Origin of the sequence: Pseudomonas sp. IPO3747, from assembly GCF_013385245.1 — a bacterium.
GTDB lineage: Bacteria > Pseudomonadota > Gammaproteobacteria > Pseudomonadales > Pseudomonadaceae > Aquipseudomonas > Aquipseudomonas edaphica.
On sequence record NZ_JACAQL010000022.1, the window covers coordinates 30,721 to 46,718 of the forward strand.

At 60.7% G+C, this 15,998-nt stretch carries 13 protein-coding genes and 1 pseudogene; 5 read left to right on the top strand and 9 right to left on the bottom strand.

Going from position 1 to position 15,998, the window contains the following annotated elements; translation table 11 throughout:
- A pseudogene (locus HX790_RS29490) lies at nt 1-225 on the top strand (hypothetical protein); the annotation flags it as partial.
- A 377-nt stretch (nt 226-602) separates the two neighbouring features.
- Here HX790_RS29490 and acnB read toward each other — a convergent pair.
- Nucleotides 603-3,212, bottom strand: a complete 2,610-nt coding sequence (gene acnB, locus HX790_RS21670) for a bifunctional aconitate hydratase 2/2-methylisocitrate dehydratase (protein WP_017137496.1) — start codon at nt 3,210-3,212, stop codon at nt 603-605.
- A 394-nt stretch (nt 3,213-3,606) separates the two neighbouring features.
- Here acnB and HX790_RS21675 point away from each other — a divergent pair, with 394 nt between their 5' ends.
- A complete protein-coding gene (locus tag HX790_RS21675) occupies nt 3,607-4,077 on the top strand; it encodes a DUF1289 domain-containing protein (protein WP_017137495.1) in 471 nt (156 codons plus the stop codon).
- Between the two features lie 131 nt (nt 4,078-4,208).
- Here the strand turns inward: HX790_RS21675 and HX790_RS21680 are convergent, their stop codons facing one another.
- Entirely contained in the window at nt 4,209-5,072 is an 864-nt protein-coding gene (locus HX790_RS21680) for a universal stress protein (protein ID WP_017137494.1), read from the bottom strand.
- A 149-nt stretch (nt 5,073-5,221) separates the two neighbouring features.
- Here HX790_RS21680 and HX790_RS21685 point away from each other — a divergent pair, with 149 nt between their 5' ends.
- Nucleotides 5,222-5,824 (top strand): tRNA-(ms[2]io[6]A)-hydroxylase, encoded by a 603-nt coding sequence (locus tag HX790_RS21685; protein ID WP_176992108.1) that lies wholly within the window; start codon nt 5,222-5,224, stop codon nt 5,822-5,824.
- Here the strand turns inward: HX790_RS21685 and HX790_RS21690 are convergent.
- The gene (locus tag HX790_RS21690) at nt 5,780-6,979 is read right to left on the bottom strand and encodes an MFS transporter (RefSeq protein ID WP_017137492.1); all 1,200 of its coding nucleotides are present in this window, start codon (nt 6,977-6,979) and stop codon (nt 5,780-5,782) included. The two genes, HX790_RS21685 and HX790_RS21690, sit on opposite strands and share 45 nt — an antisense overlap.
- 156 nt (nt 6,980-7,135) lie before the next feature.
- Here HX790_RS21690 and HX790_RS21695 point away from each other — a divergent pair, with 156 nt between their 5' ends.
- Nucleotides 7,136-7,843: a winged helix-turn-helix domain-containing protein gene (locus tag HX790_RS21695; protein WP_017137491.1), complete on the top strand. Its 708-nt coding sequence runs from the start codon at nt 7,136-7,138 to the stop codon at nt 7,841-7,843.
- Complete coding sequence (locus tag HX790_RS21700; RefSeq protein ID WP_017137490.1) at nt 7,844-9,121, top strand: ATP-binding protein; 1,278 nt, start codon at nt 7,844-7,846, stop codon at nt 9,119-9,121.
- Nucleotides 9,122-9,157: 36 nt separating this feature from the next.
- Here the strand turns inward: HX790_RS21700 and HX790_RS21705 are convergent, their stop codons facing one another.
- From HX790_RS21705 to HX790_RS21730, 6 genes are all read right to left on the bottom strand, one after another.
- The gene (locus HX790_RS21705; RefSeq protein WP_176992109.1) at nt 9,158-10,063 is read right to left on the bottom strand and encodes an HlyD family secretion protein; all 906 of its coding nucleotides are present in this window, start codon (nt 10,061-10,063) and stop codon (nt 9,158-9,160) included.
- Nucleotides 10,060-10,797: an ABC transporter ATP-binding protein gene (locus tag HX790_RS21710; RefSeq protein WP_176992110.1), complete on the bottom strand. Its 738-nt coding sequence runs from the start codon at nt 10,795-10,797 to the stop codon at nt 10,060-10,062. The genes HX790_RS21705 and HX790_RS21710 overlap by 4 nt, the downstream gene beginning before the upstream one ends.
- A gap of 8 nt (nt 10,798-10,805) precedes the next feature.
- Entirely contained in the window at nt 10,806-11,936 is a 1,131-nt protein-coding gene (locus tag HX790_RS21715; protein WP_176992111.1) for an ABC transporter permease, read from the bottom strand.
- Nucleotides 11,936-13,480 carry a TolC family protein gene (locus HX790_RS21720; RefSeq protein WP_346342940.1) on the bottom strand — a complete coding sequence of 515 codons (1,545 nt, stop codon included), beginning with the start codon at nt 13,478-13,480 and terminating at the stop codon, nt 11,936-11,938. The genes HX790_RS21715 and HX790_RS21720 overlap by 1 nt, the downstream gene beginning before the upstream one ends.
- Nucleotides 13,481-13,559: 79 nt before the next feature.
- On the bottom strand, nt 13,560-15,383 hold the full coding sequence (locus HX790_RS21725; protein ID WP_176992112.1) for a serine hydrolase: 1,824 nt from the start codon (nt 15,381-15,383) through the stop codon (nt 13,560-13,562).
- 94 nt (nt 15,384-15,477) lie between these two features.
- Nucleotides 15,478-15,966 (bottom strand): GFA family protein, encoded by a 489-nt coding sequence (locus HX790_RS21730; protein WP_017137484.1) that lies wholly within the window; start codon nt 15,964-15,966, stop codon nt 15,478-15,480.
- Nucleotides 15,967-15,998: the final 32 nt, after the last annotated feature.

A 15,998-nucleotide genomic window follows, 5' to 3' on the forward strand; every position in this document is an offset into this window, starting at 1 on the left:
GATCAAAAGACCGCTGACTTCGTCATCGAAAAGGATGTAAGGGCCGGAGCAACAGCAACAGCAACAGCAACAGCAGAGCCATACTCAGTCAAAGGTGGGAGCTGGCTTGCCTGCGATAGCATCAACTCAGTGTGCCTGATGTACCGAGGTGTCTGCATCGAAGGCAAGCCAGCTCCCACAGAAAAGCAGATCCTCAGTGTATGCAAATCCGCTTTTCGCTTTTGATCTAACCACTCAGGTCGGCTTTCAGGCCGCCGTGCTGTAGATCTTGATCTTGATTTTGATCTGAGGCGCCCCGTTAACCACGATGGCCGGAGTGCGGGCATGCCGAGCCTAGGCGAGGCACCGAGTGGTGAGGCACAAACCTTTTGGTTACTTTTGGCTGGGCCGGCATTCCGGGCGTTTGCCAAAAGTGACCCGCTGTAAGAGCGGAACCATAGGTCGCCGCTATCAAAGAAATGGATATGTACACCACCAAAAGCCCGCCACAGCAGTCAAGCCAGCCCCCACAGTTGTTTATCAGTGTGACGAATACTCGTATTCCAGGCATAAAAAAACGCCGCGCATCTTGCGATGCGCGGCGTTTTTTAAATCACAACATCTTAGGCTTGAATCACCGGGATGTTGGCGCTTGCTGCGATTTTGCGGAACTCGGCGATCTGGTCGAAGTTCAGGTAGCGGTAAACGTCGCTGGCCATGGTGTCCAGTTTCGCTGCGTAACCCATGTACTCTTCGACGGTCGGCAGGCGACCCAGCGTGGAGGCAACTGCCGCCAGTTCTGCCGAAGCCAGGTAGACGTTCGCGCCATCACCCAGACGGTTCGGGAAGTTACGGGTCGAAGTCGATACGACAGTCGAGTTCGGCTCTACACGTGCCTGGTTACCCATGCACAGCGAGCAGCCCGGCATTTCCATGCGCGCGCCAGCCTTGCCGTAGATGCCGTAGTAGCCTTCTTCGGTCAGTTGGTGAGCGTCCATCTTGGTCGGCGGCGACAGCCACAGACGGGTTGGCAGCTGACCCTTGACCTGCTCCAGCAGCTTACCGGCAGCGCGGAAGTGACCGATGTTGGTCATGCACGAACCGATGAACACTTCGTCGATCTTCTCGCCGGCAACACTGGACAACAGACGGGCGTCGTCCGGGTCGTTCGGTGCGCAGAGGATCGGCTCGTTGATTTCGGCCAGGTCGATCTCGATGATTTCGGCGTATTCGGCGTCGGCATCGGCTTCCATCAGCTCCGGGTTGGCAACCCAGGCTTCCATCGCTTGGGCGCGACGTTCCAGGGTGCGTGCATCGCCGTAGCCTTCGCCGATCATCCAGCGCAGCAGGGTGATGTTGGAGTTCAGATACTCGGTGACGGAGTCCTTGGACAGCTTGATGGTGCAACCGGCAGCCGAACGTTCAGCCGAGGCGTCGGACAGCTCAAAGGCTTGTTCCAGCGTCAGGTCGTTCAAGCCTTCGATTTCCAGGATGCGGCCGGAGAAGGCGTTCTTCTTGCCTTTCTTCTCTACGGTCAGCAGGCCAGCCTGGATCGCGTAGTAAGGAATGGCATGAACCAGGTCACGCAGGGTGATGCCAGGTTTCATTTTGCCTTTGAAGCGCACCAGGATCGATTCCGGCATGTCCAGTGGCATTACGCCAGTGGCTGCGGCGAACGCGACCAGACCGGAACCGGCCGGGAACGAGATGCCCATCGGGAAACGGGTGTGGGAGTCACCACCGGTACCGACGGTATCTGGCAGCAGCATACGGTTCAGCCAGCTGTGGATGATGCCGTCGCCTGGACGCAGCGAAACACCGCCACGGGTCATGATGAAGTCAGGCAGGGTGTGGTGGGTGGTCACGTCGATCGGCTTAGGGTAGGCCGCGGTGTGGCAGAAGGACTGCATTACCAGATCGGTCGAGAAGCCCAGGCACGCCAGGTCCTTGAGTTCATCACGGGTCATTGGACCGGTGGTGTCCTGGGAACCTACGGTGGTCATCTTCGGTTCGCAGTAGGTGCCAGGACGAACGCCTTTGCCTTCTGGCAGACCGCAGGCCTTGCCGACCATTTTCTGTGCCAGGGTGAAGCCTTTGCCGGTGTCGACAGGTGCTTCAGGCAGTTTGAACAGGTCGGTAGGGCCAAGGCCCAGTTCAGCACGCGCCTTGTCGGTCAGGCCGCGACCGATGATCAGCGGGATACGGCCGCCGGCGCGAACTTCGTCCAACAGAACCGGGGTCTTCATTTCGAAGGTGGTCAGGACTTCGTCGGTGCCGTGTTTGCAGACTTTGCCAGCATGCGGGTACAGGTCGATCACGTCGCCCATGTTCATGTTGGTGACGTCGAATTCGATTGGCAGTGCGCCAGCATCTTCCATGGTGTTGTAGAAGATAGGAGCGATCTTGCTGCCGAAGCAGAAGCCGCCGGCGCGCTTGTTCGGCACGTAAGGTACGTCGTCGCCGAAGAACCACAGTACCGAGTTGGTTGCCGATTTACGCGACGAACCGGTACCCACCACGTCGCCGACGTAGGCGATCGGGAAACCTTGGCCGCGCATTTCTTCGATCTGCTTCATCGGGCCGGTTTTGCCTTGCTCGTCCGGCACGATGCCTTCGCGCGCCATTTTCAGCATGGCCAGGGCGTGCAGCGGGATGTCAGGGCGGGACCAGGCGTCCGGGGCAGGGGACAGGTCGTCGGTGTTGGTTTCGCCGGTGACCTTGAAGACGCGCAGGCTGATCTTGTCGGCCAGGGTTGGGCGGTTGCGGAACCACTCGCCGTCAGCCCAGGACTGGATCACGCCTTTGGCGTGCTCGTTGCCGTTCTTGGCTTTTTCGGCCACGTCGTGGAACGCATCGAACATCAGCAGGGTGTGCTTGAGTTGGGCGGCCGCGACAGGGGCCAGCTCGGCGTCGTCCAGCAGCTCGACCAACGTCACGATGTTGTAGCCGCCTTGCATGGTGCCAAGCAGTTCAACCGCGCGTTTCTTGTCGATCAGGGGAGAAGTGACTTCGCCCTTGGCCAGGGCGGACAGGAAGCCGGCCTTGACGTAGGCAGCCTCGTCAACGCCTGGTGGAATGCGGTTGGTGATCAGGTCAACGAGAAATTCTTCTTCGCCAGCCGGAGGATTCTTCAGCAGCTCGACCAGGCCTGCGGTTTGTTCGGCGTTAAGCGGCTGGGGAACGATACCCAGTGCTGCACGCTCTTCGATATGTTTGCGGTAGGCTTCAAGCACAGTTATTACCCTCATCAGTGGTCCCACGGGACGCTCATCCAGAAATGAACGGCACGCATGCGCTCGGGGGCTTTTTGGGCCGCAAAGCCAGCGCTGCCGGCATTCCTCACAGAAGCTGCTTTCAAAGTTTTACGCCTGCAGAACGGAGCTGATGAGGGTTGGCGCGGGCTCTGACCTACCGGGTCGAACCTGCGCCAACACCGTTCTGAAGGAACGACTGTGCTCGTGACGCTTTGAAAACAGCTTCCAGCGGATTATTGGCGCCTTACAAGGCCGGATGATTCTACGGCAAAAAAAATCTAAAGGTAAGTTATCTAGCCAAGTTTGCTGGGTGATCAACCTTAGACAAAGGGCTAACATGGCGCACTGTTTCGCTGATTTGTGTGCATTGCCCATGTCCAACCAAGCCATCAAGACCCCCTGCGTCGGCCTGTGCTCCACGGTTTACGGCGATCTCGTCTGCCGCGGTTGCAAGCGCTTCCACCATGAGGTGATTCAGTGGAATGGCTATAACGAAGAAGAAAAACGTGCGGTATGGCTGCGGTTGGAGCAACTGTTGGTGCAAGTGATGGCCGGCAAACTGGAAGTCTTCGACCCCAAGATGCTGCGCGGGCAGCTTGAGCTGCGCAAGATTCGCTTCGTGCCGCACCAGTCCGAGTACTGCTGGGCCTACCAGTTGATCGCCCGAGGCGCGCGGGTGATTTCCAACCTTGAAGCCTATGGCATGGTGTTGCTGCCGGAGTTTCGTGAGTGGGCACTCCCGGAACTGCGCGATGCCATCGATCGAGAGTTCTTTATCTTGTCCGAGGCGCATTACCAACGCTATATCGCGCCGGGGTTCCTGAGAGACGCACTGGGACACTGACCGCAGAGGTCAATGTGGGAGCTGGCTTGCCTGCGATGGCGGCAGATCAGCCAAAGGTGTTTTGACTGAAAGGTTGCTATCGCAGGCAAGCCAGCTCCCACCTTTGATCTCCATAGTCTGAAGAGGCTATGTCAGGCCTTGGTGGCCAACTCCTCCAGGTGATCCATCAACGCCTGCGGCTTAAGCACCAGCACATCACTTTCCACCGCATCCAGCACCACCTCCGCCGTATTGCCTATCAGCGCTCCGGAAATCCCGGTGCGCGCCACCGTGCCGATAATGGTCACTGCTGCCTGCCATTTCTGCGCAGATTTGGGAATCAATACATCCGCCGGGCCTTCCTCAATATGCAAGTGGGTGTCGTCGATATCAAACTCGGCCTGGAACGCCTTGCATTGCTCGCGATAGCGCGCCTCGATAGTTTCCTTGAGCTGGAAGGTCGGGTCTGCTGCTGACAGCATGGGGGACGGGTGAGCGCTGATCACATGCAACTGGGCCTTGGCCAGGCTTGCAATATCGAACCCATGGTCGACGATAGCGTTGTGCAGTGCCTGGTGTTCGCTGTCGGTGTTGCCCACATCAATGGCCGCCAGCACCACCTTGCCGGCCCAGGGCGTCGAGGTTTTTACCAGCAGCACCGGCGTAGGGCAGTAGCGCAGCAGTTTCCAGTCTGCTGGCGTCAGCAGGGCCTTTTTCAATGGGCTGTCCGGGAAGTGCTGCTTGATCACCAGGCCACAGCCTTCGGCCTGCTGCACGTCGATGATGGTTTCATGCAGGCTGTCATTCCACGCCTGCTCGGTGGTCACGCTGTAGCCGTCCTCCTGCAGGCCGGACTTGAGCAGGCTGAGCAGCGCCGAATGCTCGTGCTTTTTGTCGCACACCAGCAAGTGCAGGTGCGCGCCGGTGACCCCGGCAATCAGCTTGGCGCGCTTGAGGGCCAGGCTTTCGGAATGCTCGGGTTCGATAACCACCAGGATGCTGCGGATGGCTTGCATGGTCGGGGTCTCCAAAGGGTGGGCCTGGAACAACTATAGTTGCTGCCCGCCAGACGTCATGTTGATGCACATCAAGGCCAGTAGCTGGTGGTCTGCGGCGGGGTCGGTATAATCGCCGGCCTTTTGTGATCCTTTTGCCCGTGAGCCCGATGAACCTGCCCGAAATCCACGAATTCCTCGGCTGCCGCACCCCCGACGCCTGGGTCCAGGCCGCGCTGGCCGATCAGCACACCCTGCTGATCGACCACAAGAACTGCGAATTCAAAGCCGCCAGCACCGCCCTCAGCCTGATCGCCAAGTACCACGCCCATGTGGACCTGATCAGCATGATGTCGCGCCTGGCCCGTGAAGAGCTGGTGCACCACGAACAGGTCATGCGCCTGATCAAAAAGCGCAAGATCGAGCTGCGCCAACTGCATGCCGGCCGTTATGCCTCGGGCTTGCGCAAGGTTGTGCGCAGCCATGAGCCGGTCAAGCTGGTGGACACGCTGGTGGTCGGCGCCTTTATCGAGGCGCGCAGTTGCGAGCGTTTCGAAGCCCTGGTACCGCATTTGGACGAAGAACTCGGCAAGTTCTACTTCGGTTTGCTCAAAAGCGAGGCCCGGCACTTCCAGGGTTACCTGAAGCTTGCCTACCAGTACGGCGACGCCAAGGACATCGCCCAGGTGATAGAACAGGTGCGCGCCGCCGAGCAGGAACTGATCGAGTCACCCGACATCGAGTTCCGCTTTCACAGTGGCGTGCCAGCCTGAGGCGACGGCCACGCCGATCAGTGCGGTGATCCCGGCCAGCAGCAGGATCACCGTTTGCGTGCCCAACGGCGCCGCCAGCACGGCAATCAACAGACCCGCCAGCGGCTGCGCCAGGTTGTTGAGCAAGGTGATCACGCCCACTGTCTTGCCGAAGTCCTGCACCGGAATCACCCGCTGGCGGGTGCTGCGCATGTACACGTTGAACATCTTGTCGAAGCCGGTGATCAGTAAAAATCCCAGGGTGTAAGCCCACAGGGTAGGGCTGACGGCCATGACCAGTGCCCCCGCCGCGATCATTGAATAAGACAGCCCGCCCAGCACCTTCAACGGCAGGCTGGAACGCGCCAGGTAAAACAGAATGACGATGGTCACCACCGCGCCCGCAGCCTGCAACAACGCATAGGCATCTTTGCCGGCGTCGAACAGGCCAGTGACCATGGCCGCGGACGTGGCCAGCGTTACCCCGATGATCAAGTTGACGCCCACCGCCAGGGCAATGACCCGCTTCAGTTCCGCCAGTTTGCGGATATGCCCGAAGGCAATGCGCAGGGGTTGCAGCCAGATATCCTGATGTTGCTCAAAGCTCTCCAGACTGACCGTGGTGTTGCGCTGCCACACCAACATCGCCAGGTCCGCCAGCACAAACAGCCCGGCAATGCCCACCACCACCCACGGCCACGCCCACACCTCCAGCATCAGCGCCGCCACCAGTGGCCCCAGCACCAGGCCGCTCTGGTCGGCGATCTGCGAGTAGGACAAGGTCTTGGCATAGGTGTAATGCTTGAAGATATGCGGCATCACCACTTCGCGGGCCATGATGCCCTGGGTCGTCAACACGCCGCACAGCGCCGACAGGATGACCAGCCAATAGATGCCGTCGAACACGCCATACAACGCCACCGCCAGCACGCACGCCAATGCGCGGTAAACCTGGCTGATATGCAGGATGCGCACCGGCGAGAACTTGTCGCACAATGCGCCGCACACCGGGAACGCCAGGTAACGCGGCAGTGACTCGACGAAGAACGCCAAGCCGGCCCACGACACACTGTTGGTGGTTTGGAATACGATCAGCGGCACGATAAATAACAGAATCTGGTCCGCCAGCCGCGACAGGAACAGCGAGATAAAAAAAGCCAGGTAGTCCTTGCGCATATAACTCCTGTTAGTGGCGTAAAAGATTGCAGGCTATTTGTTAAAAACTCTTAAAAGCATGAAGCTTCGTCGGGCGGTAATGGCCAGTTGCTTAAGTCGGCCAGCTTGCCACCTATAATGCTCCAACTTCAATCCGCGCATCCACACTGAGAACTTATGGAAAACCTGGGTCTGGGCAAGGTCCTGCTCGTTGAGGACGATGAAAAGCTGGCAGGGCTGATCGCGCACTTCCTGTCGCAACACGGTTTCGAGGTGCGCGTGGTGCACCGGGGCGATGAGGCCCTGGCGGCCTTTCTCGACTTCAAACCGAAAATTGTGGTGCTCGACCTGATGCTGCCGGGCCAGAGCGGGCTGCACGTGTGCCGGGGAATTCGCAGCGTGTCCGACACGCCCATCGTCATCCTCACCGCCAAGGAAGACGACCTGGACCACATCCTGGGCCTGGAGTCGGGCGCCGATGACTACGTGATCAAACCGATCAAGCCGCCGGTATTGCTCGCCCGCCTGCGCGCGCTGCAGCGCCGCCAGGTGCCGGAGCCCACGGTGCGCGGTGCGCTGGAGTTCGGCCGCTTGTCGATTGATCGCAGTTGCCGGGGCGTCAGCCTGGGCGGTGAGGCCATCGACCTCACCACCATGGAGTTTGAGTTGCTGTGGCTGCTGGCCAGTCACTCTGGGACTATCCTTTCGCGCGACGACATTCTCAACCGCATGCGCGGTATTGCCTTCGACGGCCTGAACCGCAGTGTCGACGTATACATCAGCAAATTGCGCAGCAAGCTCAATGACAACCCGCGCGAACCGGTGTGCATCAAGACCATCTGGGGCAAGGGATATCTGTTCAATCCGTTTGCGTGGGAGGTTTAGATGCTGCGCCTGTTTCTGCGCCTGTATGTGATCCTGGCGCTGGGGTTGGCCGGGGCAATCTGGCTGGTCAACTACACCTTCGACGAGTTATTGCCCGAGGCCAACGAGGTTTATAACCGTGAAGCCTTGCGCGGGCCGGCCTATGGCCTGGTCGAGCAACTGCGCCCGGTGCAGGGGGCGGCCCGCGATGCGCGCCTGGCTGAGCTGCAACCCCATTATGGTTTGCGCCTCAAGCTGGTGCCGCGCGACACCCTGGCGCTCAATGACCGCGAACAGCAACTGTTGGCGGGCGGCCAACTGGTGGTGCGCGGCGACTTCATGGAGTTCCTGACCACCATTGATGGTGGCCCGCAATTGTTGCAGATCAAACTGCCGGAAGAGCCCAAATGGTTGTACCTGTGGGCCTATGGCTTCCTGGGTGTGAGCCTGGCCATCGTCCTGTATTTTTGGGTACGCCCGCATTGGCGCGACCTGGAGCATATCCGCCTGGCCGCGCAGCGTTTTGGCGATAACGACCTCGGCTCGCGTATCCTGCTGCCGCGCCGTTCCACCGTGCGTGAGCTGGCCGGGCACTTCAACCAGATGGCCGAGCGCATCGAAAGCCTGATCGCCAACCAGCGTGAACTGACCAACGCGGTGTCCCATGAGTTGCGCACACCGATTGCGCGCTTGTCGTTTGAGCTGGACCAACTCAAGCAACAGGCCGACCCACGCCAGAGCCGCGAATTGATCGCCGATATGTACGCCGACCTTGGCGAACTGGAAGAAATGGTGTCTGAGTTGTTGACCTATGCCAGCCTGGAGCGCGGCGCCACACAGGTCACCCGGGAAAATATCGAAGCGCATAGCTGGCTCGATAGTGTGATCGGCAGTGTGGCCCTGGAAGCTGAAGCCGCGGGTGTGCAGCTCTCGTTGCGCACCTGTGACGTCGACTTTATCCAGATCGAGCCGCGCTTTATGGCGCGCGCAGTGATCAACCTGCTGCGCAATGCCATTCGTTATGCCGAGCGCCGTGTAGAAGTGTCGCTGGTCAAGTTCGGCAATGGTTACGAAGTGCGGGTCAATGATGATGGCCCAGGTGTGCCGATGGAGGGCCGTTCCAAAATATTCGAACCCTTCCTGCGCCTGGACGCCAGCCGCGATCGCCGCACCGGCGGCTTTGGCTTGGGCCTGGCGTTGGTCAAACGCGTCAGCCAGTGGCATGGCGGGCAGGTTGAAGTGCTGGACTCGGAGTGGGGCGGGGCGTCGTTTCGGATGACGTGGGCGTATGGCGAGTAGGCGGTTGCCGGCGGTCGCGGGCAGCCGCCAAAGGCTTTAAGGTGCCCCGAACCGTACCAGCATGCGCTGGCCCACACGCAGTGACGCAGGTGCAGGTTGTTCGAACGCTACTATGCATTCCACGGTACGCATATTGGCTCGTGCCTGTGGGTCGCCTTCAAGCGTGCTGTTACCCAGCACGGAGCTGATACGCACCACATGACCGGACAGCGACAGTTGGTCGTTGCCGTTTTCGGTCGATATATCGGCTTTCATACCGGCGTGGACCTGCGCAATAAACGACTCGTTGAGCTCGGCTCGCACGATGCGTACCTCGTTCGGCAGCAACACGAAGGCAGGCCCTGACTCCGATGAAACGGTAGCGCCAGGTTGGGTCAGGCGCCGCACGACTTCGGCGTCCGCCGGTGCATAGAGGTTGCGCTGGGTCAGTTCGTAGCGCGCACCGGTGAGTGTTCTTGTGGCGGCTTCGAGGTGTCCTTGGTTTTTTTCAATAGCGTCGCGCAGTTGCTCGGCGGCCTCGCGCGCATCATCGGCACTCTGGCCATCTGCGGCTCCAGCCGCGGCCGCCTTTGACAGGCGCGTGGCTTTCTGGTCGGCAAAGTTGAACTGTCTTTGCAGGTGCCTGGCGTGCACTTGAGCCTGTTGTTGGTCGGCAAGCGCGGCACTTACGGCCAGGCGCGCCTGTTCGCTGTCCAGGGAGGCGAGCAGTTGGCCTTTTTTTACAGAATCACCTTCTTTGACTTTGATCTCGGCCACCACGCCATCGCGGGCAAACTGCAGGTTGAGCAGGCCACCCTCGACATCGACGCGGCCGCGAGCCACTGCCAGGTAAGTCGGTGACGAGGCCGTGGCTTGAGCCGGCGTATCCTCACGTGAACAGCCGTTCAGGAGCAAACAGGCACTGAACAGGGTCAGCCAAGGGGAGAGGGAGCGGACATTCATACGCAGTGTTCCTGGGGGGCGGCAGGGCTGGCGGGCCGCAGGTGTTGGTGGGAGTCGCTGATGATGCGGCCGTCTTCAATGGCCAATACACGGTCGGTGTGGCTGATCAAACGCGGGTCGTGGCTGACGCACAGCACCGTAGTGCCGCGTTCACGGGCGATACGGTGCAAGATATCGATCACGATCTGGCCGTTGGCCGCGTCCAGGGCGCTGGTGGGTTCGTCTGCGAACAGCAACTCGGGCGCCTTCGCCACGGCGCGGGCGATAGCCACCCGTTGTTTTTCTCCCCCGGACAGCGCGGCCGGGCGCAAGGCCATGCGCGAACCGAGGCCTACATCTTCCAGAGCCTGAGTCGCGCGCCTGCGCACTTCCTGCGAAGTGAGCCCGAGGTAACTCAGGGGCAACTCGACCTGTTGCAAGGCCGTCAGCGCCGGGAACAAATTGAAGCCTTGGAATATGAAGCCCGTGTGATGCAGCCGAAAATGCTCCAGCGCCCGTGGGGCAAGCGTTCCCAGGCTTTGCCCGAGGGCCTCCACACGGCCTTGGTCGGGTTGCTGCAAGCCGCTGAGAATCGCCAGCAGCGTGCTTTTTCCGCAACCGGATGGCCCCGCGATCAGGGTCAGTTCCGCGGGCCTTATTGCCAGGGTGATGTCGTGCAGTACAGGGGTCATAACCTGGCCTGATACAAATGCCTTGCCGATGCCAGTGGCATGCAGGGTGAAGGATGTGGTCATCGTGGGTTCTATCTCAAAAGGCTTGCTGGGTCGGCATGACGCAATGAGTGCATCGCGGCCAGGCCGGAAACCAGGGCCAGGGTCATGTTCAAGAGCAGGCAGGCCAGGGCTGCGACGGGGGAAAGAGTCATCGGAACGTTGTAGTAATGCGCCAGGGCGAAGAACAGGCCGGTCAGCCCAGTGCTGCCCAGCAAGCCCAGGGCGCCCACCCAGAACGCTTGTTCCATCACGACTTTGCGCAGAGACGTGACGCCGACGCCGAGGGCGTTAAGGGTTGCGTATTCGCGGATCGATCCAATCACGGCCGCCACCAGGGTCTGGCTGGTAATCACCGCCCCTACCAGGAACACGATCACTGCCAAAAACAACACACCCGCGCCGGCCCCGGTGTCGAACATCCAATGCATCTGCGAGCGGTAGCTGAACTGCGCTGCGGTCCACACCGCGTATTTGCCGAATGCCGGGCTGCCGTCGATGCGTGCTGCAACCGCGTCCGCCTGACTGGGGTCTCGGACCTTGGCCACCCAGTAGGTTATGCGATCTGTATCGGCGCTCGTATCCAGCTGGCGGGCCGTGGCTAACGATGCGATCACGTTAACCCCACCCAGTGCGCGTAATCCGCTGATGACGCCGACTACATGCACCCGGTGGCCGTTGATAGTGGCCGCGTTTCCAGGATCAAGGCCCAGGCTGTCGAGGTCGGCGCGGTCAACGATGACCGCTCCCGGTTCATTCAGGCGTGCCCGCAACGAGCCGGGCAGTAAGCGGGCGAACATCAAACCTTGTGGGTCTGCGTCGATACCGGAAACAAATACCGAGACTCCACCTGTGTCCCGGGTACCCCGCCAGTCAGCATCCACCCAGCGGTAGGGCTCGACCCTGAGGACATCGGGGTCCATGCGTATACGCATCTCTACACCGGCATCGATCGGTCGACCCAGGTTGACGCTTTGGGTGCCGGGGTAGCCCACCCAAAGGTCGGCGCGCGAGCCGGTGACGTACACACTGGCGCTGCTGAAGATACCCAGTACCAACGCGGTCTGAAGCAGTTGCAGCAGCCCTGCGAAGCCCACTGCAATAATCGCTGGCAGGAAGCGCCGCCATTCATGGATCAGCGTCAGGCGTGCAAGCGCAACCATCAGTCAGTCTCCTTATGGCGCGTGGCTGTCTGAGGTGCGGCGCTTGGCAACGGTGCGCCGCCGAGTGCCTTGTAGAGTGCGACGTAGGCAATGGCACGCTCGGTGCCGGCCCGGTCGACTTGTTGCTGCGCATGCAGTGTCTGAACCTGCGCTTCTACCAGGTCCAATGGACTCAAGAGCTTCAACGCTGCCCGTTGTTGCAGTGCGCCAAGCTGGGTTTGCCTGGCGGCATAGGCCTGACGGGACAATTGTTCGCGTGCACGTAATTGCTCCAGGTCACCCAAGGCGTTTTCGACTTCGGCAACCCCCTCCAGCACCGCTTGGCGATACCCGAGGACGGCGGCCTGCAGATGGTGGTCCTTGGCTTTCGCAGCCGCAACGCGCAGGCCCCAGTCGAACAAGGGAATACTGATGCCGGGGCCCGCCGAGAAGATGCTGTTGCCATTGGGGGTATTGTTGCGGTTGCTGGCGATATTGAGCGACCACTGCAGTGAGGTGCCGAAGCTGATGTGCGGGTAAATATCGGCCTGGCTCATGCCCAGCTCACCGGCGGCGATAATCACCGAGGCTTCGGCGCCGGCAATTTCCGGGCGGGTGCGCAACAGGTCTGTGGGAACGCTATTGAGTTGCCAGTCACCGAGCGTCGGTAGCCGCCCCGGTTGCAGCCAAAGAGGGTCGGGCGCGCTCTGGCCCAACAATAATGCCAATTGCTGCGCGCTGCGGTTTGTCCGCTGGTGCACGCGCGTCAGCGCCATTTCAGCGAGGGCCAGTTCAGCCTGTGCAGCGGCAACGTCTGCGCAGGAGGCCAGTGCGAGCTGTTCCCGGGCGCGCAGCCGTGCCAGTTTTCCATGGCCAACTTCGCGCAGGGTTGCAAGGGTCTGCTCCGTTTGTTGGGCTGCTCGCAATTCGATCCAGCGCCGGCTGACTTCAGCCACCAATGAAACTTGTAGGGTGCGCAGGTTGTTATCCGCCAATGCCTGGTTCCCTTGGGCGAGGCGCTCGGCACTTTGTTGCATGCCAAACAATGGCAACTCCCAGACCGAATCGAAGCCGATCAGGAAATAAGAAGTACTGGTATCAGGGCTGACGGCATCCTTGGTTTTTATACTCAGCGAGGGCAGGTAAGGGGACTGCGCGTGCTGGCTCATAATCCGGATGGCGCGCAAGCGCTCCACCGCTACGGCGACGTTCAGGTTGTTTTGCAGTGCACGATCTACCAACGTATTGAGCTGGGGGTCGTTGAATGCATGCCACCATTGGTTCAGGTCGGGTGGGGGCGGCGCAAGAGAAGGTTGGACGTTGCGCCATTGCTCCGGTGTAGACGGTTTCAATACCGGCAGGGGGGCTGTTGAGCATCCTGCAAGCGCCATTGACACTAACGAGAGTGCACATAGCGATCGAAAGGCATGCGATCGGTTAAGAGGCTTGATGGTCGTTCCCCGGTTAAATACGGATACTGCGGTATTCATGCGATGGGCGCGTTGGTCGGCGCGCCAATGCACGATGTCACTGATCGGTTGATATTGAATGAAGCGTTCGAGCACCAACGTAGCGGCAGGGGGTGTTCAGTTCTGTTGGTAAATTGTATCGGTGCGCAATGATGGCTTTTGCTTCAGCCCAGGTTCAGAAACTCAAGGGTTTATCTCGCGATTGCGTGCGTTTGAAGGAGTAACCCGAAGCGCTGAGTCCGTTTACCTGGCGGCTTACCGTGTCGCCCAGGCCGTAGCCGTTGCCGGCCAGCACCGCGTGGGCGTTGTCGACGGGAAGCAGGATGTAGTCGGTGAGCGGCTCGTTGTGCAATTGGCCGCGAATCACCAGAAAGCCTTCTTCCAGGCGCACGCTGATACCGCTCAACGGCGCGTCGGGTTCGTGGGTGTTAAGCACCTGGTAGGTGCCGATGGTGTTGGCCCACGCCAGCGGCAGCGGCGGCGGGTCGATGCGCTCGCCGATGGCCAGGCGTTGGCCATGGCTGCGGGCCGTGAGTACTTGGCGGCCCTGCACCGTGACCACGTCCAGCTGCACGCGGCCCAGTTCACCCAAGTCCTTGAGCCAAAAGCCAAGGACTTTTTTCTGCGCGCGCAGCCAACCGTGTTCGTCGCGCAATAACTCGAAGTCAAACCCGGCCAGCTCACCGCTCAGTCGATCGCCCTCATCCTTGACCCGGAATACGCCCCAGGCCGTGGCATAAAACCCGGCCAGGCGCTTGCGGTCGACGGCGGCGGGCACCTGGCGCAACTTGAGCCCATGGCTGGGCGCCTGGCAGTCCTCGGCGCACACGGACTGCCCGGTTTGCGCCTGGAACATCAGGCGCAGGGTCTCGGTGGCCAGGCGCGCGACCAGTTCTTCGGCGTTGCTGTCATTGGCCATGATGATCACCGCCAACTGCTGGTCTGGCAGCACGCTCAGCTGCGCGGCAAAATCATCGCCGCCGCCACTGTGCTGGTAAGTGCGCACGCCGGGGGCGACGGGTTCATCGCCGCAGGGCGCCAGGAACCAGCCCAGGCCCATCTGGCAATCGAAGTCCAGGGCATTGCCGGTGTTTTGCTGGGTGAACATCTGATCAATCGACGGGCTCTCAAGCACACGGTTGCCCTTATAGAGGCCGTGGGCAAACAGCATCTGCACATAATGGCTAAGGTCTTTGGGGCTGGCCCACAAGCCGCCGGCGGCAAGGTCACGCACCTGTGCATCGGTACTTGCCACGCCGTCTTCGTAGCCCAGGGCGCGAAAGCTCAATTGCGTGCCGGTGCCGACAAAACTCGACTGGTTCATCTCCAGGGGCTTGAGCAGGCGGCTTTGCAGTTGGGCTTCAAAACTCTTGCCGCTGCTGCGCTCGATGGCCGCACCGACCAGCGAATAACCGAGGTTGGAATAGGCCACCTGCGAGCCCGGCGGGCTGCTCAGCCATACACCCGACACCCGCATCGGCATCTGGCCCATGGCGTAGGTGCTGCGCACGTCGCGCAGGTGCTCGCTGGGCAAGCCGGATTGATGGCTGAGCAGGCGGCGCAGGGTGATGTCGCGGTCGGCGGCGGCCTGGTCAGTGTGAAAGCGCGAACGCACGTAGAATTCGCGCAAGGTCTGCTGGATCGGCGCGTCGAGGGCCAGGCGCTGTTGGTCGACCAACTGCATGGCCGCTGTGGCTGTCAGTAGTTTGGAAATGCCGCCGGCGCGAAACGCCGTGTTGGCGGTCACCGGCACACCCTGGGCCTTGTCGGCCAGGCCAAAGCCGCGCGCCCAGATCAGCTCCTGGCCATTGACCAGCGCAATCGACAAACCGGGCACATTCTCGCGGGCCAGGTCCTTGGGGATGCGCGCTTGCAGGTAACGGATGATCGCGCCGTAATCGCCCTTGGGAATCGCGGGCGGGGCAGGCGGCTGCACGTGGCAGCCGAGCGTGCCGAGCAGGCAACCCCATAACGGAATACCGCGCAATGTGCGAAACATGAAGAGCACCCGAATGGTGGTTTGGATGCTCGAATGCTAAGGCGATGCTGGCCAACAATCTTTGAGAGCTTTGTCGAGAAACTGTCAAAGAGTGTTAACGCGCGAGCCCCAAACGCTCATGCCACTGGGCGATGGATTCTTCGGGGTACTCGTCGAACTGCAAATCGCCCTTGTGCACACTGACTTCGACCCACGGCACCTTCGAGCCGAGCATCAGGTGCGTGTGCTCAGGCGGCACCGGCAACGGCGTGTCGATGGCTGAAGCAAACGGGTGAATCAGCTCTGGCCATTCGGGGCTGAACAGCCACAAGGCGCTGCCGCATTGCGAGCAAAAATGCCGTTCGGCAGTGCTCGCATGCGCGCGGCTGGCGCCTTCGGGCTTGAGCCTGGCGTGGTAGACCGAGATCAGCTTGCGCCCGCGTACCTTCAAACTCTTGGCGTCGCCGCCCAGGTTGATCGCATAACCGCCGCCGCCTTGGGTCTTGCGGCAGATCGAGCAATAGCAACGCTGGTACGGGTAGGGATGCTGGCTGTTCAGGCTGAATGTTACGGCGCCGCAATGGCAGGATCCTTCGAGTTGCATGGGCTGGCTCCTCTAAGAGTGTGTAACAACAC